Source organism: Corynebacterium sp. BF-R-2 (genome assembly GCF_024586525.1).
GTDB classification, from domain to species: domain Bacteria; phylum Actinomycetota; class Actinomycetes; order Mycobacteriales; family Mycobacteriaceae; genus Corynebacterium; species Corynebacterium singulare.
This window is the reverse complement of sequence record NZ_JAMFTP010000002.1, coordinates 65,280-86,264: the sequence shown is the minus strand read 5'-3', so window position 1 is coordinate 86,264 and position 20,985 is coordinate 65,280. Positions and strand designations below refer to the sequence as shown.

At 59.9% G+C, this 20,985-nt stretch carries 21 protein-coding genes; 7 read left to right on the top strand and 14 right to left on the bottom strand.

The window, feature by feature from the left end; translation table 11 throughout:
- Window positions 1-40 precede the first annotated feature (40 nt).
- The 3 genes from M5J09_RS01510 (at window position 41) to M5J09_RS01500 (ending at window position 3,235) form a co-directional block, all read left to right on the top strand.
- Window positions 41-1,399, top strand: coding sequence for a PhoH family protein (locus M5J09_RS01510; RefSeq protein WP_042530232.1), 1,359 nt, complete (start codon window positions 41-43; stop codon window positions 1,397-1,399).
- A 72-nt stretch (window positions 1,400-1,471) separates the two neighbouring features.
- Window positions 1,472-2,041 (top strand): GNAT family N-acetyltransferase, encoded by a 570-nt coding sequence (locus M5J09_RS01505; protein ID WP_042533174.1) that lies wholly within the window; start codon window positions 1,472-1,474, stop codon window positions 2,039-2,041.
- Between the two features lie 57 nt (window positions 2,042-2,098).
- On the top strand, window positions 2,099-3,235 hold the full coding sequence (locus M5J09_RS01500; protein WP_257156743.1) for a hypothetical protein: 1,137 nt from the start codon (window positions 2,099-2,101) through the stop codon (window positions 3,233-3,235).
- A 66-nt stretch (window positions 3,236-3,301) separates the two neighbouring features.
- Here the strand turns inward: M5J09_RS01500 and M5J09_RS01495 are convergent, their stop codons facing one another.
- The 4 genes from M5J09_RS01495 to glpX all read right to left on the bottom strand — a co-directional run bounded on the left by M5J09_RS01495 (window position 3,302) and on the right by glpX (window position 8,177).
- A complete protein-coding gene (locus tag M5J09_RS01495) occupies window positions 3,302-4,873 on the bottom strand; it encodes an MDR family MFS transporter (RefSeq protein ID WP_257156742.1) in 1,572 nt (523 codons plus the stop codon).
- Window positions 4,867-5,478 carry a TetR family transcriptional regulator gene (locus M5J09_RS01490; RefSeq protein WP_186302131.1) on the bottom strand — a complete coding sequence of 204 codons (612 nt, stop codon included), beginning with the start codon at window positions 5,476-5,478 and terminating at the stop codon, window positions 4,867-4,869. The genes M5J09_RS01495 and M5J09_RS01490 overlap by 7 nt, the downstream gene beginning before the upstream one ends.
- 180 nt (window positions 5,479-5,658) lie before the next feature.
- Window positions 5,659-7,059 carry a class II fumarate hydratase gene (locus M5J09_RS01485; RefSeq protein ID WP_257156741.1) on the bottom strand — a complete coding sequence of 467 codons (1,401 nt, stop codon included), beginning with the start codon at window positions 7,057-7,059 and terminating at the stop codon, window positions 5,659-5,661.
- A 98-nt stretch (window positions 7,060-7,157) separates the two neighbouring features.
- Window positions 7,158-8,177, bottom strand: a complete 1,020-nt coding sequence (gene glpX / locus M5J09_RS01480; protein WP_042530243.1) for a class II fructose-bisphosphatase — start codon at window positions 8,175-8,177, stop codon at window positions 7,158-7,160.
- Between the two features lie 162 nt (window positions 8,178-8,339).
- Here glpX and M5J09_RS01475 point away from each other — a divergent pair, with 162 nt between their 5' ends.
- On the top strand, window positions 8,340-8,969 hold the full coding sequence (locus M5J09_RS01475; protein WP_257156740.1) for a DUF4245 domain-containing protein: 630 nt from the start codon (window positions 8,340-8,342) through the stop codon (window positions 8,967-8,969).
- Here the strand turns inward: M5J09_RS01475 and M5J09_RS01470 are convergent.
- From M5J09_RS01470 to xseA, 3 genes are read right to left on the bottom strand one after another with little or no spacing between them, the layout of a single operon-like run.
- Window positions 8,959-9,312 carry a hypothetical protein gene (locus M5J09_RS01470; RefSeq protein WP_239179881.1) on the bottom strand — a complete coding sequence of 118 codons (354 nt, stop codon included), beginning with the start codon at window positions 9,310-9,312 and terminating at the stop codon, window positions 8,959-8,961. The genes M5J09_RS01475 and M5J09_RS01470 overlap by 11 nt on opposite strands.
- Window positions 9,313-9,567: an exodeoxyribonuclease VII small subunit gene (locus M5J09_RS01465; RefSeq protein ID WP_042530249.1), complete on the bottom strand. Its 255-nt coding sequence runs from the start codon at window positions 9,565-9,567 to the stop codon at window positions 9,313-9,315.
- 52 nt (window positions 9,568-9,619) lie between these two features.
- The gene (gene xseA, locus M5J09_RS01460; RefSeq protein WP_042530250.1) at window positions 9,620-10,861 is read right to left on the bottom strand and encodes an exodeoxyribonuclease VII large subunit; all 1,242 of its coding nucleotides are present in this window, start codon (window positions 10,859-10,861) and stop codon (window positions 9,620-9,622) included.
- A 140-nt stretch (window positions 10,862-11,001) separates the two neighbouring features.
- On the opposite strand from xseA, the gene M5J09_RS01455 reads away from it, so the two are divergent.
- Window positions 11,002-11,961 carry a 4-hydroxy-3-methylbut-2-enyl diphosphate reductase gene (locus tag M5J09_RS01455; RefSeq protein ID WP_186302130.1) on the top strand — a complete coding sequence of 320 codons (960 nt, stop codon included), beginning with the start codon at window positions 11,002-11,004 and terminating at the stop codon, window positions 11,959-11,961.
- A gap of 51 nt (window positions 11,962-12,012) precedes the next feature.
- On the opposite strand, the gene M5J09_RS01450 is transcribed toward M5J09_RS01455, so the two are convergent.
- The 3 genes from M5J09_RS01450 to M5J09_RS01440 are packed head-to-tail and all read right to left on the bottom strand — an operon-like array spanning window position 12,013 to window position 15,365.
- Window positions 12,013-12,741 (bottom strand): DUF6542 domain-containing protein, encoded by a 729-nt coding sequence (locus M5J09_RS01450; RefSeq protein WP_257156739.1) that lies wholly within the window; start codon window positions 12,739-12,741, stop codon window positions 12,013-12,015.
- 35 nt (window positions 12,742-12,776) lie between these two features.
- On the bottom strand, window positions 12,777-13,877 hold the full coding sequence (locus tag M5J09_RS01445) for a DNA recombination protein RmuC (protein ID WP_371440956.1): 1,101 nt from the start codon (window positions 13,875-13,877) through the stop codon (window positions 12,777-12,779).
- Between the two features lie 6 nt (window positions 13,878-13,883).
- The gene (locus M5J09_RS01440) at window positions 13,884-15,365 is read right to left on the bottom strand and encodes an AI-2E family transporter (RefSeq protein WP_070537023.1); all 1,482 of its coding nucleotides are present in this window, start codon (window positions 15,363-15,365) and stop codon (window positions 13,884-13,886) included.
- 47 nt (window positions 15,366-15,412) lie between these two features.
- Here M5J09_RS01440 and ychF point away from each other — a divergent pair, with 47 nt between their 5' ends.
- Together ychF and M5J09_RS01430 are read left to right on the top strand one after the other, a co-directional pair.
- A complete protein-coding gene (gene ychF / locus M5J09_RS01435) occupies window positions 15,413-16,498 on the top strand; it encodes a redox-regulated ATPase YchF (protein ID WP_042530257.1) in 1,086 nt (361 codons plus the stop codon).
- Window positions 16,499-16,525: 27 nt separating this feature from the next.
- A complete protein-coding gene (locus tag M5J09_RS01430) occupies window positions 16,526-17,716 on the top strand; it encodes an amidohydrolase (protein WP_257156738.1) in 1,191 nt (396 codons plus the stop codon).
- Here the strand turns inward: M5J09_RS01430 and M5J09_RS01425 are convergent.
- Genes M5J09_RS01425 through phnC form a run of 4 tightly spaced genes read right to left on the bottom strand, consistent with a single transcriptional unit; the run spans window position 17,713 to window position 20,980 of the window.
- The gene (locus tag M5J09_RS01425; RefSeq protein WP_257156737.1) at window positions 17,713-18,555 is read right to left on the bottom strand and encodes a MurR/RpiR family transcriptional regulator; all 843 of its coding nucleotides are present in this window, start codon (window positions 18,553-18,555) and stop codon (window positions 17,713-17,715) included. The genes M5J09_RS01430 and M5J09_RS01425 overlap by 4 nt on opposite strands.
- A gap of 18 nt (window positions 18,556-18,573) precedes the next feature.
- On the bottom strand, window positions 18,574-19,392 hold the full coding sequence (phnE, locus tag M5J09_RS01420) for a phosphonate ABC transporter, permease protein PhnE (protein WP_257156736.1): 819 nt from the start codon (window positions 19,390-19,392) through the stop codon (window positions 18,574-18,576).
- Window positions 19,389-20,183, bottom strand: a complete 795-nt coding sequence (gene phnE, locus M5J09_RS01415; RefSeq protein WP_257156735.1) for a phosphonate ABC transporter, permease protein PhnE — start codon at window positions 20,181-20,183, stop codon at window positions 19,389-19,391. Before phnE (M5J09_RS01415) ends, phnE (M5J09_RS01420) begins: the two co-directional genes overlap by 4 nt.
- Window positions 20,180-20,980: a phosphonate ABC transporter ATP-binding protein gene (gene phnC / locus M5J09_RS01410; protein WP_257156734.1), complete on the bottom strand. Its 801-nt coding sequence runs from the start codon at window positions 20,978-20,980 to the stop codon at window positions 20,180-20,182. Before phnC ends, phnE (M5J09_RS01415) begins: the two co-directional genes overlap by 4 nt.
- Window positions 20,981-20,985: the final 5 nt, after the last annotated feature.

Below are 20,985 nucleotides of genomic sequence, written 5' to 3'. Positions count from 1 at the left end.
GATGAGTTGGGGCGGCGTCACAAGGGAGAACCCTGCCGTTATGACCAATCCTTCCGTCCTCACCGAGCAGCCGAACGAGGCCGCCGTGGCTACCAAGACCTACGTCATCGATACCTCCGTCCTTCTCTCCGATCCCTGGGCGTTGCGCAAGTTCGCCGAGCACGATGTGGTGCTGCCCATCGTTGTGATTTCTGAGTTGGAAGGAAAACGTCATCACCCAGAGCTCGGCTGGTTTGCTCGCCAAGCTCTTCGCTTTTTGGAGGATCTTCGCGGCACCTATGAGGCATTGGACCATCCAGTTCCGGTGAACGCGGAGGGCGGCACGCTGCGCGTGGAACTCAACCACCAGGATCAATCGCTGCTGCCGGCGGCTTTCCGCGGCCCTGAGGGGGACCACCGCATTCTGGCCTGCGCGCTCAACCTCCAGCATGAGGGCAAGGACACTGTCCTCGTGACCAAGGATGTGCCTCTGCGCGTGAAGGCCGGTGCGGTAGGCCTCCAGGCTGATGAATACCACGCCCAGGATGTCGTTCTCACCGGTTACACGGGTATGGCTACTATTCACACCGCCGCGGAAGTCATTGACGAGTTGTACAGCGAAGGCGAGGTGCTTATCGATGGCTCCGTGACCACCACTGGCACTCGCGTCGAGGATCTGCCTGTGCATTGTGGAGTCACACTTCAAGCCGGTGCGCAGTCAGCGCTTGGTCGTGTAACTCCGGAAGGCGCCGTGCGCCTTGTGCGTGGCGATGCCAACGTCTTTGGTCTCCAGGGCCGCTCAGCCGAGCAGCGCGTGGCACTAGAACTGCTGCTGGATCCTTCCGTGGGCATCATGTCCATCGGTGGTCGCGCTGGTACTGGTAAATCCGCGCTGGCCCTCTGTGCAGGCCTCGAAGCCGTTCTTGAGCGCGGTGAGCACCGCCGTATCGTGGTCTTCCGTCCGATGTATGCGGTGGGTGGCCAGTCCCTGGGCTACCTTCCGGGGTCTGAGAGCGAAAAGATGAACCCGTGGGCACAGGCTGTGTATGACACGCTCGAAGGCCTTGTGTCCGAAAATGTCATGGATGAGGTGCAGGATCGCGGCCTGCTGGAGGTCCTCCCGCTTACCCACATTCGTGGGCGCAGCCTCCACGATTCTTTTGTCATCGTCGATGAGGCCCAGTCCCTTGAGCGCAACGTGCTGCTCACTGTTCTGTCCCGACTGGGGCGCGGCTCGCGTGTGGTGCTGACCCACGATGTGGCGCAACGCGACAATCTTCGCGTTGGCCGCCACGACGGCGTCCAAGCGGTTATTGAGAAGCTCAAGGGGCACGAACTTTTTGCTCACGTCACCCTGCAGCGTTCGGAGCGCTCGGCAATTGCGGAGCTCGTCACCGATCTACTCGAAGGTGAGAATTAGCGCGTTCGCGCATGGCGATCGAGGTGACCTTAGCTTGGCAGAGATGACCCTAGGTCAGTAATAATTGTGATCATGAGCGAAAACGCGAACGACAAGAAGAAGGATTTCCGCATCCGCCCCTTCACTGCAGCGGACTACCCGCAGATGCGTGAGATCTACGAGCAGGGCCTCAACACCGGTCACGCCACTTACGAGACCCGATCGTTGACCTTCGAGGAATTTAAGAACGTCAAAATCATGCCGTCAGTCTTCGTTGCTGTTGAGGCGGATGATGACTCGAAGGTTCTTGGCTGGGTCTGTGCTGCGCCAGCATCCTCCCGTACCGTGTTCCACGGTGTGGTCGAAGACTCCATTTATCTCAGCTCTGAGGCCCAAGGCCGTGGCATTGGCGGCGCGCTGCTGGATCGCCTCATTGAGGTGTGCCGAGACTTGCACAAGTGGGCCATTCACTCATGGATTTTCCCGGAGAATGCAGGGTCCGCAGGCCTCCACAAGTCCCGTGGCTTCGTTAAGGTTGGCACCTACTCCCACATGGCGAAGATGACCTACGGTGAACTCGCTGGCCAGTGGCGTGATACCGATGTGTATGAGTTGCTCTTGCCGAAGCCGGAGGAGAAGAAGGCCAATACTTCCACCAACTAGGCATAGGTGCCGTTAGGGTAGAGGATGTATCTATTCTCTATCCTTCGTGGGTGAACCATGTCCTTCCGCACTTCTGTCCTTGCCCTTACTACCGCCGCAGCCGTGACGGCCGGTGCTTTCGCTGCACCCGTCGCCGCGGCTGCAACTTTTCCCTCTGCAGGCTCGGTTCCGGTAGCTGAGCTCGACGTAAACCATCCCGACGGTGCTCTTGCCTATGCCTTTGCTGATCCCGTCATGCAGTCTGAGATTGATCTGGTGACTCGCCAGATGCGTGAGCTCCGCGGTAAGGCATGGGATGCGAATCTTCCTTTCAATGGCGGTACGCTGCAGCAAGCAGCGCGTGCCAACGGGTTCAACACTCGTGAGGAATACGCGAATGGCATTGCATGGGATCGCGGTCTCGAGCATGCCGCGCTGCAGCGTGCTGCAGAGTGTAATTTCCTGTTTGACCACCAACGAGCCGTTGGCGCTAAAAAACCAGAAGTCCTAGACAGTTCTTATCCGGCCGAGAACCTGACCTCCGCGAAAATGGACGACGCAGTGTTCTCTTGGTCCACGCATCGAAATGAAGGCCCCAGTGAGTGGGAGAAGCTCGTTCGCGCGAACGGCGTGCGGTCAACGGGTAATGGGCACCTTCATTCCATTCTCAACCCTGAGCTCGTGTATTTTGCCCAAGCCGAGGTAGGGAAAGTCACGGCGGGCCTCTATTCGGATAAAGACACACCATTTGAACCCGAGCGCCTAGCGTCGGGCCGCCATGCGTTCCCTATTGCTGTGCCAGAGGACGCGGTAAGGAACCCTGATCTCATCACTACCGGTGGCACCAGCGTCGGCAGCACAGGCAGTGTGGGATTGAGTATCGATGGTTTCTGGGGAGCAAAGCTGGGGATCCCGGCGGCGTCGCCAAGCTCCAGTGATCCGGATGTCCTCGATGTTAACGAGGACGGTACCTATGAGGCCAAGGCGGAGGGGACCGCAACCATCACGCTTAATACGTATGAACTGCGCAATGGACAGCCACAGGTGTCGGACAACCAGGTGACCAAGACGGTGACCGTGCGCAAGAAGTCCCTAGGCGGGGACTTGAGCTCCGGCGGCATGGATGCTGGAACCATTGTCGGCATCATTTCTGGCGTGCTAGCACTTATCGGTGTAGCGACCCAGGTGGCTCGTCAGCTGGGAATCCTGCGCTAACCCTCGACATGATAAATCCTCGCTACATGAAGGTGTAGCGAGGATTTCTTTGTAGGGAGGGACTCGTTAGGAGATGGTCTCCTTGAGGTGCTCCTCACGCACCGGAAGGATGAGCAGGAGGGCGACGATAGCCATCGGCACCATGAGCAGGATGACGGGGGTAAGGCCATCGTTGTAGGCGTTGAGGATGACATCCTTAATCGGGCCAGGAAGCTCTGCCACCATGGATGGTGTCAGGTTAGAGGAGCCTCCGCTAGCACCGAACTTCTCCGCAAACGGAGCTCCGGCCTTGCCCATGGAGGCAATAGCCCCTGGCATGTTGGCGGCCATCTCATCGCGCATGTTGTGGATGAAAAGGGAACCCACCAGGGATGCACCAATGGCGGAACCAATCTGACGGAAGAAGTTGTTGGCCGCGGTCGCGGTGCCCACCAACGCAACGGGGAAGGAGTTCTGCACGATGAGGACAAGCACCTGCATGACAAAGCCCAAACCGATGCCGAAGACGAGGAACTCTGCACCGAGTTGTACAAGGGAAGTATCGACGGTGAGCTTGGACATCCAGAACAGAGCGCCGGCGGTGATGGCGAGACCGATAATGGGGTAGTGCTTGTAGTGGCCGGTGCGGGCAATGATGAAACCGATGGCGGTTGACGTGACGATCAAGCCGAGCATCATCGGGATCATCATGAGACCAGCCTTGGTTGGGGTCAAGGTGTGGACCATCTGCAGATAGGTTGGCATATAACCCAGAACGCCGAACATTGCCAGGCCCAGGACCATGCCGGCGGCAGTGGTGAGGACCATGTTGCGGTTCTTGAATAGGTGAACCGGTATGAGCGGCTCCTTGGCCTTGCTCTCAACGATGAAGGAGATAACGGCACCTACGACGACGATGGCAGCAAGCACAAGGATGATCGGGTCCGACCACTCGTATTGGGTGCCGCCCCACGTGGTCATGAGGATGAGGGAGGCTGTGGTGATAGCGATGAAGGTCGCGCCGAGGGCATCAAATTTGCGCAGATCTGTATCGCCCACGCGAAGGTTGAGCACCAAGGTGCAGACCGTGATGGCGAGCAGGCCCAGCGGAATGTTCATCCACATGCCCCAACGCCAGCCTGGGCCGTCGGTGAACCAACCGCCCAAGACGGGGCCGAGAACAGAGGAAAGGCCGAACACGCCGCCCATAATGCCCATGAATTTGCCGCGCTCACGGGCCGAAGTGACCTCAGCAATGATGGACTGGGAGGAAATCATCATGAAACCAGCGCCAAAGCCCTGAACTGCGCGGCCAATGATGAGCAGATTCATGCTGTGCGCGAAGCCACCCAGAGTGGAACCGACAACGAACGTGGCGATACCGCCGATGTAGAGCCACTTGCGGCCCATCATGTCACCGAGCTTGCCGGAAATGGGCATAGCAATGGTCATGGTGACAAGGAAGGCAGAGATGACCCAGCTCATGTGGTCAACGCCGCCGAGCTCACCCACGATGGTGGGAAGCGCGGAGGAGAAGATCATCTGGCCCAAGGAGCTCATCAGCATGGTGAGCACGAGGGCGGAGAAAACGAGGGCAAGGTTGTTATCCGGCTTGCCGTTGTCGGCCTGAGTGGTCGACTCAGTCGCGGTATCTACCATGTCAGTCCTTTCGAATAATCGTTAATAAGTGTGAGTGCCGAATCAAAGCGTTGCTCAAAGGGAATAGCGCAGCTGAAATCAGGGGAGGAGGTGGCAATCCAGAAAGCCTCCCGAATGGCAGCAGCAATAAGGATGGCCTCCGTTTGAGGTGACACGGAGGGCATGCGCCGCAGGGAGGGTTCTTTCTCGAGTCTCTGGGAAAGAAGCTCAAGAATTTCGTTGGACTTTGCGCGTTTGCGGCTTAGCGACGCCGCTGCCGCGTCAGCGTCGCGGGAAATCCGGCGGCGTCGCTCAGCGATGTCATCTGAGGAATGTTGACCAATGAGATGTTCTTTAATGAGATCGACCGCCAGCTTGAAAACGCTGTCCGTAGGAGTCTCAAGGAAATAGCTTTTTTGGTCCTCCGAGAACTCCCGGCTTGGGTTGCCGAGGACGGCAGAATCTTTGGAATCGAAATAGTTGAAAAAGGTGCGCCGAGAAATACCGGCTGCCTCGCAAATCTCCTCAACAGTGACGTCGGCGAATCCACGCTCATCCACCAAGTGGGTGGCGGCGTCCTCGATTCGCAGGCGCGTCTTGAGGCGCTTCTGCTCGCGTAATGACATTTCTTCTTGCACAGAGTGCAACAGTACACTCAGTGCAAGTTTGCACCAAGTGCAAAGCCGGTGATTTTAGGAAAACGTCTGGAAGAATATGTCGCGGGTCACCACGCCGTTGAGGGTTGTGTAAAACGACGACACCGCCCTCCCGAAGGAGAGCGGTGGAGAGGCTTCTTAGCGTGAGCTTTAGAAGTCGTCGCGGTCGCGGTTGGTCATGGAGAGAACATTGAGGCGCTCGTCAAGCTCCTCCTCGGTGAGGTTCTCGCCATCGACGAAGCCGAGGTCGATGACGGCCTCGCGCACGGTGATCTTCTCATGCAGTGCGTGCTTGGCGGCCTTAGCAGCGTTCTCGTAGCCAATCTTAGAGTTCAGCGGGGTCACGATGGAGGTGGAGGACTCCGCGAACTTCTTCATGCGGTCCTCGTTAGCCTCAATGCCGTCGATGCACTTCTCAGCGAAGACGCGGGAGACGTTAGCCAGAAGGCGAGAAGACTCGAGGACGTTGCGGGCCATCATCGGAATGTAGACGTTGAGCTCGAACTGGCCATTGGAACCACCGAAAGCAACAGCTGCGTCGTTGCCGATAACCTGGCTGACCACCATGGTGGCGGCCTCACACAGGACCGGGTTGACCTTGCCCGGCATGATGGAGGAGCCCGGCTGCAGATCCTTGAGGTGAATCTCGGACAGACCGGTCAGCGGACCGGAGCCCATGAGGCGGATGTCGTTCGCAATCTTGTTGAGGGAAACAGCGACGGTGCGCATAGCGCCGGAGAACTCCACGAGGGCGTCGCGCGCAGCCTGCGCCTCGAAGTGGTTCTTCGCCTCAGAGAGCTCCTTGACGCCGGTGAGCTTCTTCAGCTCCTCGGTGACCTTGGCGCCGAAGTCCGCGGACGTGTTCAGGCCGGTGCCGGTGGCGGTGCCGCCGATGGCCAGCTCACCCAAACGCGGGAGGGTAGCCTCGATGCGCTCGATGCCAAGCTCGATCTGGCGGGCATAGCCGCCGAACTCCTGGCCCAGGGTGATCGGGGTGGCGTCCATGAGGTGGGTACGGCCGGACTTCACCACATCAGCGAACTCCTTGGCCTTCGCGACGAGGGACTCGTGCAGAACCTTGAGGCCCGGGATGAGGTCGTTGACAGCAGCTTCGGTGGCCGCCACATGAGTAGCGGTGGGGAAGGTGTCGTTGGAGGACTGGCCCATGTTGACGTGGTCATTCGGGTGAATCTCCACGCCATTGTTGTGGGCGATGGAGGCGATGACCTCGTTGGTGTTCATGTTGGAGGAGGTGCCGGAGCCGGTCTGGAAGACGTCGATCGGGAAAGCCTCATCGTGCTTGCCCTCTGCAATCTCGGTGGCGGCAGCAATGATGGCATCAGCCTTCTCGGCGTCCAGCTTGCCAGAGTCCTTGTTCACCTGTGCGCAGGCGGCCTTGAGCAGACCGAGGGCGCGGATCTGTGCGGACTCGAGACCGCGGCCGGAGATCGGGAAGTTCTCTACTGCACGCTGGGTCTGGGCGCGCCACAGGGCGTCGACCGGAACCTTGACCTCGCCCATGGTGTCGTGCTCAATGCGGTATTCAGTCATGAAGTCACCTTTTCTGTGAAGTGTGCGTTGTTGATTGATTTATGTGTGCCGTAGCACGGCGCTGTTGGCCACCGTAGCACTGTTCTGTGGAAGGCGGATTAGCTTTCCTGATCGTGCGGGTTGGTGTAGTCCACCACGGAGTATTCCTGCAGCTTGGCCAGCTTGTGAATGGAATCCACGTAGCGGATGGTGCCGGACTTGGAGCGCATGACCAGGGAGCGGGTCGTCGCACCGTTCTTGCGGTAGGACACACCACGCAGCATGTCACCGTTGGTGACACCCGTGGCAGCGAAGTAGCAGTTCTCAGAAGAGACCAGATCGTTCGTCGTGAGCACGCGATCCAAATCATGGCCAGCCTTGCGAGCCTTCTCAGCTTCTTCCTCGTCCTTCGGCCACAGCTTGCCCTGAATCTCGCCTCCCATGCACTTCATGGCACAAGCGGTGATGATGCCCTCTGGGGTGCCGCCGATGCCCATCATGAGGTCGATGGAGTTGGTGTCCTGGCACGTGGCAATGGCGCCGGCTACGTCGCCGTCCATGATGAGGCGGACCTTGGCACCAGCCTGGCGGATCTCCTTGATGAGTTCATCGTGGCGCGGGCGGTCGAGCACAACGACGGTCAGGTCAGCTGGCTTGATGCCCTTTGCCTTGGCAACGGACTTTACGTTCCACTCGACGGGCTTGTTGATGTCGATGCAGCCGACACCATCTGGGCCCACGGCAATCTTCTCCATGTAGAAGACCGCAGAGGGGTCGTACATGGTTCCGCGCTCAGCAGCGGCGATGACGGAGATTGCGTTCGGGCGGCCTTCAGCCATGAGACGGGTGCCGTCCACCGGGTCGACGGCGATATCCATCTCAGCGCCGTCGCCGGTGCCGACCTCCTCGCCGTTGAAGAGCATTGGGGCTTCATCCTTCTCGCCCTCACCAATGACAACGACACCGTTCATCTCTACGGAGTTGATGAGCTTACGCATGGCATCCACCGCAGCGCCGTCGCCTTCATTCTTCTGTCCACGGCCAACCCAGCGGCCCGAGGCCAGTGCCGCGGCCTCGGTGACGCGCACCAGCTCCATCGCTAGGTTGCGGTCAGGGATATAAGACGTGTTGTCGGACATAAGTAAGTGGTCCCTTTCTTATCAGGTGGCTTGACCCGGGGTGGGAGAATTACCCGGAATACATCCTCTATTCTTCCACTTTTATGGTGGGCTTAAGCCCGAATGCCTCCCCCAGATGTGGGATCGGGGGTGAATGTGCGGGAAACTGCAGGTAGGTGGTCGATGTCGCGTTCGCAGGATGGGGCGTGCGATACTAGGCGGGTGGCTGCTGAAGAGAAACCAAAAATTTTCGAGGGCGCGCGTGACATTACCTTGACCGTTGGCGTCATTCTCATCATGATGTTCGTCGCGGTAGGTGCGACAGGACTGTGCTCCGTGAACCCTGAAAAATCGGGTCCGGTGCAGGACGTGGACGCCTCGACCTTCCTAGCGATGGAGGCGCGCAACACGGGAGCTGTCATTCGCGAACCTGTTCTGCCGGAAGGATGGCAGCCTAACGCTGCGCGCCGCAAGCAGATGGGTTCTGAGGTTGGTTCCGTCGTGAGCTGGCTGACCCCGAATGATGGCTATGTTGAGTCCGCACAGACGCAGCTGGCGCTTGGCGATGTCCCCGCGGCTTACGACTCCAACTATCGTGCCAACTCCGAGAAGCGTGAGGTGGCGGGCCACGACGTTGAAATCCTCAGCAGTGATGATCGGGATGTCCGCCCACTGTGGATTACTGACTTGGGCGATGCCCGCCTCGTCCTTACCGGCTCTGCCTCTGACGCTGATTATGAAACGGCCCTGGTCGCTTTCGTAGAGGCTGAACCGCTCACAATTGGCGAAGACGGCAACGTCGTCAGCGAATAGTGACGCGCTGCAGCGTTCCGTCCCACTCCACATCGATGGCGTTGCCCGCCGCTTGGGCAAGGGATTCCTGGTCGAGTCCGCTCAGGCGGGTCTTGCCAAGGTAGACGTCCACCTTCTCGTGGACGGACTTGCTGGGGAAGAGGGTGATGTCGGTGAGCTTGTCTTCTGCAAAACGCAGCACAATCGAGCCAGAGAAGTAGCTGATTTCCTCGCCCTCAGCGGTGTGCGGGGCACCGAAGAATTCTTCCGCGAGTTGGCGTGAATCTCCAAAGACCATGGAACCAGCTCCACCGGACTTGGAGACGAAGTCGACGCGGTCGCCCGGATAAGCATAGATCTTCATTTAGGCTTCAGCCTCCTCATTCTTGCGGAGGGCTTCCTCCACGCGTTTCGATGCGCCGTCGAGGTGCGCCTCACAAGCCTTGGCCAAAGCCTCACCGCGCTCCCAGTATTTGAGCGATTCGTCCAAACCCATTTGGCCTAATTCGAGAATCTTGACGGTTTCAATGAGCTCGTCGCGAGCCTGCTCGTAGCTGAGCTCCTCAACGGGTGGGAAAGCATCCTGGCCGGGCTGTCCGGCGCCAATGGTGTCAGTCATGAAAGAGATCCTATCTGTGTGGGTTAAGTCAGCGTTTTAAAACCTATCGTGCTTAGTCCGCTGCGTGGGAGGACATCGCTGCGGCGGTAATGGAGCCATCGCCCACCCGGATGCGCAGCTGTGAACCAGGAGGTGATTGCTCGTAGCTGGTGACCACCTCAGGCCCGCTGCCGTCGCGCGGAACAACTTGCACGATGGCATAGCCACGCTCGAGTGTGGCTGAGGGGCCCAAGGCGGATACGCGGGCACGCAGCGACGAGACTTGGTTGCTCTCCCGATCGAGCTGGTGCGTGATGACGCGGCGGATCAGGGAGACATGGCGGTCAAGTTCCTCGCGGCGAGCGGTAATCGGCACCATCGGGTCCGCGAGTACCGGGCGAGAGCGGATATTCTCCAGGCCACGCCGCTCGCGCTCCACCCACCCGCGCAGAGCAGCAGCCATGCGAGAACGAGCCTCCGCAATGAGCGCATATTCCTCTGCAGCAGAAGGGACAACGCGCTTGGCGGCGTCAGTGGGAGTGGCGGCGCGGAGATCGGCAACGTCATCAAGCACCGGGTGATCCGGCTCGTGTCCGATGGCGGAGACCACCGGTGTGCGGGCCTCAGCCACAGCGCGTTGCAGGGCCTCCTCGGAGAAGGGAAGAAGATCCTCCACCGAACCACCTCCACGGGCGATGATGATGACGTCGACCTCCGGATCGGCGTCAAGGGTACGCAGAGCATCAACAACCTGAGTCACGGCCGTGGCGCCCTGCACGGCGGTGTTGATGACCTCGAATTGAACGGCCGGCCAGCGGTCCTGTGCGACGGACAGGACATCGCGCTCGGCGTGGGAACCACGTCCAGTAATGAGGCCAATCTTCTGAGGCAAATAGGGCAGCGGCAGCTTGCGGGAAGGATCACAAAGCCCCTCCTGGCGCAGGCGCTGGCGCAGCATCTCCACGCGTGCCAGCAGATCACCGATGCCGACGTGGCGGATCTCGGTGACCCAGAGGGAGAAGCTGCCACGGCCAGCGTAAAAGGCTGGCTTGCCATAGACCACGACGCGGTCGCCGTCCTTGAGCGGGGAGGGCGCATTCCGAATGAGCGACGTATTGCAGGTCAACTGCACGGACTTCTCCTGCTCCACATCGCGCAGGGTGATATACGACAGCTTCCATGATGGCTTCATATTGAGCTGCGTAATCTGGCCTTCGACCCACAGGAAGCCGAGACGCTCAATCCAGCCTTTGACTTGGTCATTGACCTTGCCAACGGGCCACGGTGCCTCCGCGGAATTAGCCGGTTGGTTCACGCGTAGTCCTTTCTTCGTGCTGTGTTCTGCGTCCAGTCTAGGAGGTTGCTCGGACATGCACCCTCAGCGGGCGAGGAAGGCGAGTCAGCAGCTTAAACGGTAACTACAGTATGCGGCGGTTATTCGATACTCTGGGAGCCATGACTGAAACTGCCAAGAAGGTGCTCCTGGCGGCTCCGCGCGGCTACTGTGCCGGCGTGGACCGTGCTGTTGAGACAGTAGAAAAGGCGCTGGAGAAGTACGGCGCACCCATCTATGTGCGCAAGCAGATTGTGCACAACCGCTTCGTCGTGGAATCGCTAGCCAAACGTGGCGTCATCTTTGTCGAAGAAGCCTCCGAAGCTCCTGAGGGCGCACACCTGGTTTTCTCCGCACACGGCATTGCTCCGAGCGTGCGCAAGGAAGCACAAGAGCGCAAGCAGCTCACTCTCGATGCCACGTGCCCGCTGGTGACGAAGGTGCACAAGGAAGCACAGCGTTTCGAGCGTGATGGCTACCAGATTTTGCTCGTTGGTCACGAGGGCCACGAGGAAGTGGAGGGCACCGCCGGTGAGGCTCCGGAGGTGACGCACCTAGTGGATGGTCTGGAGGGCGTCGACAAGCTGCCGGACTCCCTGCAGAATGAGAAGCTTATCTGGCTCTCCCAGACCACGCTGTCGGTGGATGAGACCATCGAGATTGTGAACAAGCTGCGCGAGCGCTTCCCACACCTGGAAAACCCGCCGTCAGATGATATTTGCTACGCCACCCAGAACCGTCAGGAGTCGGTCAAAGCTATCGCCCCGAAGTGCGATCTGATGATTGTTGTGGGCTCCCAGAACTCCTCGAACTCGAAGCGCCTCGTAGAAGTAGCACTGGAGGCAGGCTCCACGGCGTCGTACCTCGTTGACTTTGCCTCTGAGATTGATGAAGCCTGGCTGGAGGGCGTTTCAACCGTTGGAGTAACCTGTGGTGCCTCAGTACCGGAGCTTCTCGTGCGCGAGGTACTCGAGTTCCTTGATGCGCGCGGCTACAACGATGTGGAACAGGTAACGACTTCCACAGAGACCATTACTTTCTCCTTGCCGCGTGACCTGCGCCCGGCTCGTACTGAGCGCTAGAACCTAGGGCACCTAAACCGCCTAGAAATCCTGGAGACCTAGAGCACTGCGCTAGTCCTCGTAGAGGTTCTCCTCGAGCTTCTGCTGAGGACGCGGCGCACGCTGCCTGTTTTCAGCAGACTTGGCGGCGGCTCGGCGGAACTCCTCACGTTCGTCTGCGTCAGGAGCTGCCTGACGGCGCCTTTGTCGTTCTTCTTCTTGTAGGCGGCGGCGCTCCCCGCGATCGCGCTCACGAACCCGGCGGGGCGAGGTGTTCTCACGCGCGACGAGCTCAGCCACAGAGAGGCGTTCGGAACGGTTGCGCTCATCAGCAGCAACCTCCGCGCGACGCTTCTTGAGGGCCTTGGTCTCTTGGCTCTTAGCAAGATTATTGCTGCGCCACACGCGAAGTACCGCCAGCAATGCGCATGCCAAGACTGTCACGATGAGGACAGGGAAGTGCTGGATAAGGGGGAAAGCCGAAGTGAGCAGCGCCGTCTTACTAAATGGCGAGGCGCCTTCTGGCAGCGCAGAAGCGGAGTTGATAAATCCGGCCCCCACTGCGCCGACTGCGTACAGCAAGGGCAAAGTAATCACAGTCATGTACAGGCCACGGGTCTCCACGAGCCAAGTCACCGCGAGGGAACCCAAGCCAAAAATCAGCGCGAAAGCCAGTCCGACACGCCCGAGCACACCAGACACGGCCATGGCCACGAGCGCCACGAGGAGCGCAACAAGAAGTGCTCGGGTGAGCGGCATTCCGCGACGGGGTGGGCGGCGACGATTTTTGGCAACTGACACGCCGTGAGAGTTTACCGGGATTTTCGGGTGAAACGTTAGTCATTATGGGCGCGCCGCGGCCACGACTCCACGCTGCGCGGTTCGACTGGTGTGCGATCCACGCGGGCAGGAATATCCAATTCCGTAAGCCGACGGGCGGTCACCCCAACCCGTGAATCCAAGCTGGCCAGGCTCGCGTTATAGGCCTCCACGGCTCGCTCGAGTCCTCGCCCCACCTTGTCATAATGCTCGTTGAGAGTATTAAGGCGCGTATACAGCTCGCGGCCTAAACGCTGGACTTCGCGGGCCTTATCGGATATCTCCTCGTGCTGCCAGCTCACCGCTACGGTGCGCAGTAGGGCGAAGAGCGTGCTCGGCGTGGCGATGACAATGTTGCGCTCAAAGGCAAATTCGAGCAGTTCAGCATCGACCGTCAGTGCAGCGTCGACGAACGTGTCGGCGGGGACGAAGAGGATGACAAACTGCGGAGTTGGGGAGAAAGCCTCAATGTAGTCCTTGCCGGAGAGTGCCTGGACATGGGAGCGCATGAGATGTGCGTGGCGCCGAAGGAAGCCCGCCCGATCCTCGGGGTCCTCACTCTCCATGGCGTCGAGGTAGGCGCTGAGCGGGACCTTGGCATCGACGACAATGCTGCGGCCACCGGCCAGGCGAATGACAAGATCTGGGCGCACGGCAGCGCCGTTGATGTATGCAGTGACCTGGGAGTCAAAGTCGACATGTTTGCGCATGCCGCCGAGCTCCACAACGCGTTCAAGTTGCACCTCACCCCAGCGCCCCCGAACATTCGGTGAGCGCAGCGCGCCAACAAGTTTGTCCGTGCGATCAGACAGCCGGGTAGAGGTCCGCGTTACTGCCTGGACCTGGCTGCTCAGTGCGGCCAGTGAGGTAGCACGGTCCTCCTCAATTTCTTGGAGCTGTAGTCCCAGCCTGTCCATTGCCTTCTCCAGCGGCGCAAGCTCTGCTTGCCGGCGCTGGGATTCCTGGAGAGCTCGGTGTTCTTCCGAGGGTTGGGAGGACTGCGCGGAATAGGCGCGGGCCAGCCACCCCAAGGCAGCGCCGATGATGAGTCCGAGGAAAAGCAGCAGCACGGGAAGAGTAGACGTCATGCCTGACATCATGGCATGCGCCGTGGACATCTCGGCTTAGTCTTTATCCTTCGACTGCAACATTTGTTCGAGAGCTCCGATTGCACGCTTGATGCCGGCGCGGGCGCCGTTTTCACGCTCAGTGAAGTCGGCATCGACGTCGACCTTGCGGTCTAAGGCGCTTGTGCCATCGGTGGCAACATCCTCAGCCGCGCCTTCGGGAGCAACGTGATCCGGGATGGACAACCATTGCTCGCGTTTCCGGTCACCCTGCTCTTGTGTATAGCGCCCGATGAGGAAGCCTGCCACGGTGGAAAACTGCAGATCCTCTGCGGTCCGTTCGCCGGATTGGAGCATCATCATGTCCTGGAAGTAGCGGTAGCCCACCGCAATGGTGGCTGCTGCCGGCACGGCAAGGAAGCCGCCCACGAGGCCGAAAAGCGCGGACCCCACTGTCACCGAGATCAGAACGATGACTGGGTGAAGGTTCATTGCCTTGGACTGAAGCCAAGGCGAGAGCACGTTGCCTTCCAACTGCTGGACCAAGAGGACAAGTCCCAAGACGAGCAGAGCCTTCGTGAAGCCAAGAGAAACCAGCGCGATCGTGACGGACAGTGCGCCAGCCACGATGGCGCCCACAAACGGGATAAAACCGGCGATGAAAGTGATGATGGCGAGCGCCATGGCCAACGGCACACCGATGAGGGCGAGGCCGAGGCCGATGAAGACGGCATCGACAGCTGAGACCACTGCCTGTGCCCGCACGAATCCACCCAATGTTGTCCATACGCGGGTGAGCAACTCGGTGAGGTGCCAGCCGGTGCGGCGGCCAGTGGCGGCGCGCAACCAGGGAAGGAAATTATGGCCGTCTTTGAGGAAGAAGAAGGTGAGCACCACGATGATGAACAAAGTCACCACAATGGACGTGGCCGTACCAATACCTGTGAAGACGGAGCCTGCGATGGAACCGGCTTGGCGTTGGAGCCACAAAGCGATTTCGTCGATATACGTGCCAATCTCATCCGGGTCGAGATTCAACGGTGGGCCCTGGGCCCACAGCTGGAGGCGCTGAATACCTTCGGCCGTCTGGAGATAGAGCGTCTGGGATTGCCGCGCAAAGTCCGGTGCGATGAACATGAACAGTGAGCCCACTGCGGTAAAGGACACCAAAATCGTGATTGCTGCGGCGAGTGCTGACGGGAGTCCATTACGGCGCATGGCACTGGCCACGGGGGCCAGCACGGTGCAGATAATCAACGCGATGAGGACTGGAAGAATGCCGCGCCAAAAATTGCCCAACATGCGGAACGTGGCATAAAGGAAAAGTCCGATGATGGTGAGGCGCAATGCCCACAATGACGCAGACTTAATGACTTCGCCGACCACCACCGAGCGATCCACCTGATTGCCCGGCGGGTGCGGAGAAACATCATCCAGGGACGCAGCATCGACTGAGTCGTCAAAGCGCCCGCCAAGCGCGGCCTCTGCGGCGGCGAGCTCGGGCGAGGAGGACTGAGGGCTAGGCTGATCGGAACTCACCCCACCATCTTGCCTTAAAAGATCCGGGGTGCGTTAGGATTGGCCCCGTGAGTCTTACACTAGGAATCGTCGGCCTGCCCAACGTGGGCAAGTCCACGTTGTTTAATGCCCTGACCCGTTCCGATATTCTGGCAGCGAACTACCCGTTCGCCACCATCGAACCGAATGTCGGCCTCGTTGAGCTTCCGGATTCCCGCCTGGACCGCTTGGCTGAGATCTTTAGCTCCGAGCGCATCCTCCCGGCCACCGTGTCCTTCGTGGACATCGCCGGCATTGTCGAAGGCGCCTCCAAGGGTGAGGGCATGGGTAACGCCTTCCTTGCCAACATCCGCGAGGCAGATGCCATCTGCCAGGTGGTGCGTGCCTTCGCTGATGACAACGTTATTCACGTTGACGGCGAGGTTAACCCGGCGCATGATATCTCGGTGATCAACACCGAGCTCATCCTCGCTGATCTCCAGACCATTGAGAAGGCCTTGCCGCGTCTGGAGAAGGAGGCCAAGAAGAACAAGGAGCTGACGGACACCGTTGAGGAGACCAAGAAGGCTCAGGCCATCCTCGAGGATGACCGCACGCTCTTCGCTGCATCCAAGAGCAATGAGATTGATCTCGCCCTGCTGCGCGAGCTTCACCTCATGACCGCTAAGCCCTTCCTGTATGTCTTCAACTCTGATGAGTCCGTGCTGACTGATGACGCCAAGAAGGATGAGCTACGTCAGCTCGTTGCCCCAGCCGAGTGCGTCTTCCTCGATGCTCAGACCGAGACGGAGCTTCTTGAGCTTGACGAGGCTGAGGCACTCGAGTTGCTGGAGTCGGTGGGCCAGGAGGAGCCGGGCTTGGCGACGTTGGCCAAGGCCGGTTTCGCCACCCTCGGCCTGCAGACTTACCTGACTGCAGGGCCTAAGGAAGCCCGCGCGTGGACGATCAAGCAGGGCTCTGCTGCGCCCCAGGCTGCTGGCGTCATCCACACAGACTTTGAGAAGAAATTCATCAAGGCTGAAATCGTTTCCTTCGATGATCTCGATGCCGCTGGCTCGATGGCTGAGGCTCGCAATGCGGGCAAGGTCCGCCAGGAAGGCAAGGAATACATCATGCAGGACGGAGACGTCTGCGACTTCAAGATCGGCGGATAGTCCCGCCACTCCGCGTAGGATGTGGGCATGAGTATCGCCCACATCCTTGACCGCGCCGCGGAAGCCACGACGTGGCAGGAAGCCCTGTACAAAGATTTGCATCAGCACCCAGAGCTCAGCATGCAAGAGGAGCGTACTCGCGGGGTTATCGCGGATAAGCTCCGTGAGTTTCGCGGGGTGGAGGTGCTGGAATTCGGCGGGGGAGTCGTCGGCATTCTCCGCAACGGTGAAGGAGCGACCGTCTTGGAGCGCGCCGATTTTGACGGTCTTCCCATTAAAGAGGACACTGACCTAAGCTATGCCGCTACGGGCGACGCTATGCATGCCTGCGGCCACGACACCCATGTGACCGCCTTGTTGGGTGCCACGGAGGCGCTGGCGAAAGCTAGAGACGCGTGGTCCGGTACCTTCATCGCGCTGTTTCAGCCTGGTGAGGAGACCGCCGAGGGCGCACAGTCCATGGTTGATGCGGGACTCACCGATAAGGTTCCGACCCCTGATGTGGCCTTTGGCCAGCACGTCTTCATTGATAAGAACGCCCCCGCCGGCAGCGTGCTTATCGCGCCCGGCCCAGTGCTGTCTACGGCGACCTCACTCACTGTCACGGTTTATGGTCATGGTTCGCATGGGTCGATGCCGCACCTGAGTATTGATCCGGTGGTGCTGGCCAGCTCTATCGTGCTGCGGCTACAAACCGTTGTCTCTCGCGAGGTCGATCCGCACCAGTTCGCCGTACTGACCGTGGGCGCGCTGCAGGCAGGTTCGAAGGCTAATATCATCCCGGATTCGGCCACTCTGCGCATCAACATTCGTGCTTATGACGAGAACATCCGAGCACAGATCGTGGAGGCTATCCACCGCATTATCGAGGCCGAGTGCCAAGCAGCGATGTCCCCGCGCGAGCCGGAGTTTGTACAGAGTGATAATTACCCCCTCACCGTCAACGATAAAGACGCGACCGAAAAAGTGCGCGCGCAGCTTATCGACGTCCTCGGTGGCGATAGTGTCCTCGACATGGAGCCGTGGACGGCGTCCGAAGATTTCTCTCGCATCCCCGACGCCTTCGGAGCCCCCTATTGTTTCTGGGGCTTCGGCGGGCGAACTGATGGCGCATCAATTCCCAACCACAACCCGCGATTTGCGCCGGAGCTGCAGCCGACGCTGAACACCGCGACCCAGGCGCTCATCGCCGCGGCCTACGCGTACTTGGGTAATTAATTCTCCATCGCCGATTGCAGCACAGTGAGCACCGCGCGCCGCGCCGCGGAATCATCGAGGTGGGAATCCACCAGCGTGACGAGTGCCTCTAAAACCAGCAGGAAGGCCACGCGGGAGGCATCCGCGAGTTCAGCGCGGAACGTTCCATCGGGAGAGGGAATGACCAGCGTGTAGGTGGCAAGATCCGCCAAGGGCGAAGAGGTAAACGACGTCAATGCGATGATGGCCGCGCCCGACGCGTGGGCCGCGGTCGCAGCTTTGAGCGTGAGCGTGGTCGAGCCGGATCCAGAGACCACGAGGCATACGCACTCGGAATCCAGTTGCGTTGCTGCGATGTGCTGGCCCGTGGCCTCTCCCACGAACTCTGCAGGGCGTCCGATACTGGTCAGGCGCAGCGCCATGGTTTGGGCGAGTGGAGCCGATAGTCCGTTGCCCACGATGAGGACGCGCTTCGCTCCCACAAGTGATTCAACCGTTGCTGTCAGTTCTTTCTCATTGAGTAGCGTGGTGAGTCCGTGTAGATAATTGCTGAAGCTGGCAATCTCGGCGGACATGCGGCCGACGTAGGTCGAATCGACACCGGGAAGCTGCCGTGGGCGTTGCGCAATCTCCTGCGTGAGAGCTACGCGCAGCTGCTGGTAGCCGTCGTAGCCCAGCGCCTGCGCCGTACGGATGACTGAGGTGCGGGAGGTACCGACCTTAGCCGCGAGCTGATCCGCGGTGGCGTGGAGGACAAAGTCCATGTCCTCCAAGATGGCCCGAGCCACGCGCTGCTCGATGGGCTGCAAGCTTGGCATGCGTGTAGTGATGTGTGCGGAAGGCGGGGCAGTATCAGTCATAGGGTCTGGGGATGTGGTTTAGGTGTATTTGGCTGCCACGATCCGGCGGCGAATGGCACCGGAGATGGCGTCGATGGACATGGTGATGACAATGACGACGATAAGCAGCACGCCCACGACGTCCCACTGTCGGTACTGCGTATAGCCGGTGAGCATGTCGCCGATACCACCCACTCCGATGAGACCGAGGACGGCGGAAGTACGCACGTTGATCTCAAAGCGATAGAGCGCTAGGGATGCTAACTCAGGCTGGACGATTGGCCACGTGCCCCAACGCACCGTTTCCACGAGAGTGCCGCCCGAAGCCTTCACTGCCTCAGCTGGGCCGGTTGGCGCGGTTTCGATGGCCTCATAGGTCCATTTGGCATGTGTACCGATGCCACCGATCGCCAAGGCGAGCGCACCTGTAAAAGGAGTGAGTCCAGTGACTGTCAGGATGATGATGGCGATGATGATTTCCGGTACCGCGCGGATGATGGCGAAGAGCGTGCGCAGCGGCAGGCATACCCAGCCGGGGGAGACAGTATTTGCGGCGAGGACGCCGAGGATAGTAGAAAGCACTACGCCAAGGAGCGCACCGATCCACGCCATGGCCACGGAGCGCCACGTCTGAAGGAGCGCTTCACCAAGCTTGGACCAGTCGGGGTTCGCAAACATGAGCACGAGGTAGTGCCAGATGCTCGCAGGGAGCTGCTTGAGCGCGGAGAAGTTGACATCGATGTAGCCGAAAGACAGCGCTAGGATGACAAGAATTCCGGCCCACGCACCCCAGACACCCCAGCTACGGGAACGTGAAGGCAGTGCGGATGGTGCAGTTGCTGGAAGTGCAGTGCTCATCGCAGCCTCTTTCGCAGGTTGACGGATACGATTTCAAGGGCAATGACTACGACGAGCAGCTCCAGCACGATGGCGGAGAGCGCATCGTAGCGATAGAATCCGCGGACTTCGTCGATGAGCAAGCCGATGCCGCCCGCGCCCACGAGGCCGAGGACCGCGGAGATACGGACGTTGAGTTCAAGAGAGTAGATGACCTGGCTGGCAAAGGCGGGCCAGGTTTGGGGGAGAGCAGTCACGCGATTGATTTGAGTCTGCGTACCACCAGTGGCGCGGCCGGCCTCCATGTAGGAGTCATCAGCGGAGTCAATTGCTTCAGAGACGAGCTTGACCACGATGCCGACATCGAAAAGCACTAGCGTAACGACGCCCGGTAGGGCGCCGACGCCGAGCATGGCGACGAGAATGGTGGCGTAAACGAGATCGGGCACCGCACGGACAACGTTGACGACGCCGCGTACGAGCGTGCGCCATGGTGTCGAGGGATTCGTGGGGCGTGCCGCCCACAACGACAGCGGAAGGGCAATCACCGCGGATATGGCGGCACCCACCATGGCCATAGCTAAAGTCTCGAGCAGAGGTTGCCACGTGCGCGGAAGGATGGACCAATCGGGGCTGAGCATCAGCGCTAAACGGTCGGCACCGTTGCGCCAATTGCGCGCAATCTGCCCCAAGTCGATCTCGATACCGCCCCAGGCGGGGATGCACGTGGCGATGGTCAGCGCGATGAACGCGGCCAGCCCACCGAGAATGCCGGGCCAATTCCGCTGCCGGGGAGGAAGCACGGCTGTCATACTGTGCTCCCTTGACTTCCCAGCTGGTCTTCCTCTCGGATGCGGCGGCCGTAGATGGTCTCGAAATCCTCCACAGAGGACCCTTGCGCGGGGCCATCGAAGACGATCTTTCCGTGGCGAATGCCGATGATGCGGGTCGCGTAGTCTTGGGCTAAGTCCACAAGGTGCAGGTTTACCAAAGTGGTGAGGTCACGCTCGGTATTGATGCGGCGTAGATCCTTCATGACAGAGTGCGCGGTAGGCGGGTCGAGGGACGCTACGGGTTCATCGGCCAACATGATGGCGGGCTTCTGGGAGAGGGCGCGGGCAATGGCCACGCGCTGCTTTTGGCCACCAGACAAAGCGCCGGCCTTGTTCCACACCTTGTCGAGGATGCCCACGGACTCCAAAGCTTCGGCGATAATCGTTTTGTCCGCCGAAGTTGAGATGCCCAGCAACGTGCGCCAACCTGGGTTGTGGGAGAAACGGCCAACGAGCACGTTAGCGAATACACTTGCGCGATCTGCCAGGTTGAACTCCTGGAAAATCATGCCGATGCGGCCACGTAGTGTGCGCAGTTGGGAACCTTTCGCGGCGGATATTTCGTGCGGACCAACGAAGATCTTTCCCGAGGTCGGCTGCACGAGCCCGTTAATGCTGCGGATGAAGGTGGACTTACCGGAGCCCGAAAGACCGACGATGGCGACGAATTCACCGGGGGCGATGTCCACGGAGACGTCGTCAAGCGCCAACGTTCCGTTGGGGTAGCGCACTGAGACATTCTCGAACCGAATGCCCCACGCCTTCTCCTCCGTCATGGGGA

What these genes read in the sequence shown, in the direction of transcription:
- M5J09_RS01510 (WP_042530232.1), top strand. Translation starts at nt 41, where the DNA reads ATGACCAATCCTTCCGTCCTCACCGAGCAGCCGAACGAGGCCGCCGTG.
- M5J09_RS01505 (WP_042533174.1), top strand. Translation starts at nt 1,472, where the DNA reads ATGAGCGAAAACGCGAACGACAAGAAGAAGGATTTCCGCATCCGCCCC.
- M5J09_RS01500 (WP_257156743.1), top strand. Translation starts at nt 2,099, where the DNA reads ATGTCCTTCCGCACTTCTGTCCTTGCCCTTACTACCGCCGCAGCCGTG.
- M5J09_RS01495 (WP_257156742.1), bottom strand. Translation starts at nt 4,873, where the DNA reads ATGGTAGATACCGCGACTGAGTCGACCACTCAGGCCGACAACGGCAAG.
- M5J09_RS01490 (WP_186302131.1), bottom strand. Translation starts at nt 5,478, where the DNA reads ATGTCATTACGCGAGCAGAAGCGCCTCAAGACGCGCCTGCGAATCGAG.
- M5J09_RS01485 (WP_257156741.1), bottom strand. Translation starts at nt 7,059, where the DNA reads ATGACTGAATACCGCATTGAGCACGACACCATGGGCGAGGTCAAGGTT.
- glpX (WP_042530243.1), bottom strand. Translation starts at nt 8,177, where the DNA reads ATGTCCGACAACACGTCTTATATCCCTGACCGCAACCTAGCGATGGAG.
- M5J09_RS01475 (WP_257156740.1), top strand. Translation starts at nt 8,340, where the DNA reads ATGTCGCGTTCGCAGGATGGGGCGTGCGATACTAGGCGGGTGGCTGCT.
- M5J09_RS01470 (WP_239179881.1), bottom strand. Translation starts at nt 9,312, where the DNA reads ATGAAGATCTATGCTTATCCGGGCGACCGCGTCGACTTCGTCTCCAAG.
- M5J09_RS01465 (WP_042530249.1), bottom strand. Translation starts at nt 9,567, where the DNA reads ATGACTGACACCATTGGCGCCGGACAGCCCGGCCAGGATGCTTTCCCA.
- M5J09_RS01455 (WP_186302130.1), top strand. Translation starts at nt 11,002, where the DNA reads ATGACTGAAACTGCCAAGAAGGTGCTCCTGGCGGCTCCGCGCGGCTAC.
- M5J09_RS01445 (WP_371440956.1), bottom strand. Translation starts at nt 13,877, where the DNA reads ATGTCCACGGCGCATGCCATGATGTCAGGCATGACGTCTACTCTTCCC.
- M5J09_RS01430 (WP_257156738.1), top strand. Translation starts at nt 16,526, where the DNA reads ATGAGTATCGCCCACATCCTTGACCGCGCCGCGGAAGCCACGACGTGG.
- M5J09_RS01425 (WP_257156737.1), bottom strand. Translation starts at nt 18,555, where the DNA reads ATGACTGATACTGCCCCGCCTTCCGCACACATCACTACACGCATGCCA.
- phnE (WP_257156736.1), bottom strand. Translation starts at nt 19,392, where the DNA reads ATGAGCACTGCACTTCCAGCAACTGCACCATCCGCACTGCCTTCACGT.
- phnE (WP_257156735.1), bottom strand. Translation starts at nt 20,183, where the DNA reads ATGACAGCCGTGCTTCCTCCCCGGCAGCGGAATTGGCCCGGCATTCTC.
- phnC (WP_257156734.1), bottom strand. Translation starts at nt 20,980, where the DNA reads ATGACGGAGGAGAAGGCGTGGGGCATTCGGTTCGAGAATGTCTCAGTG.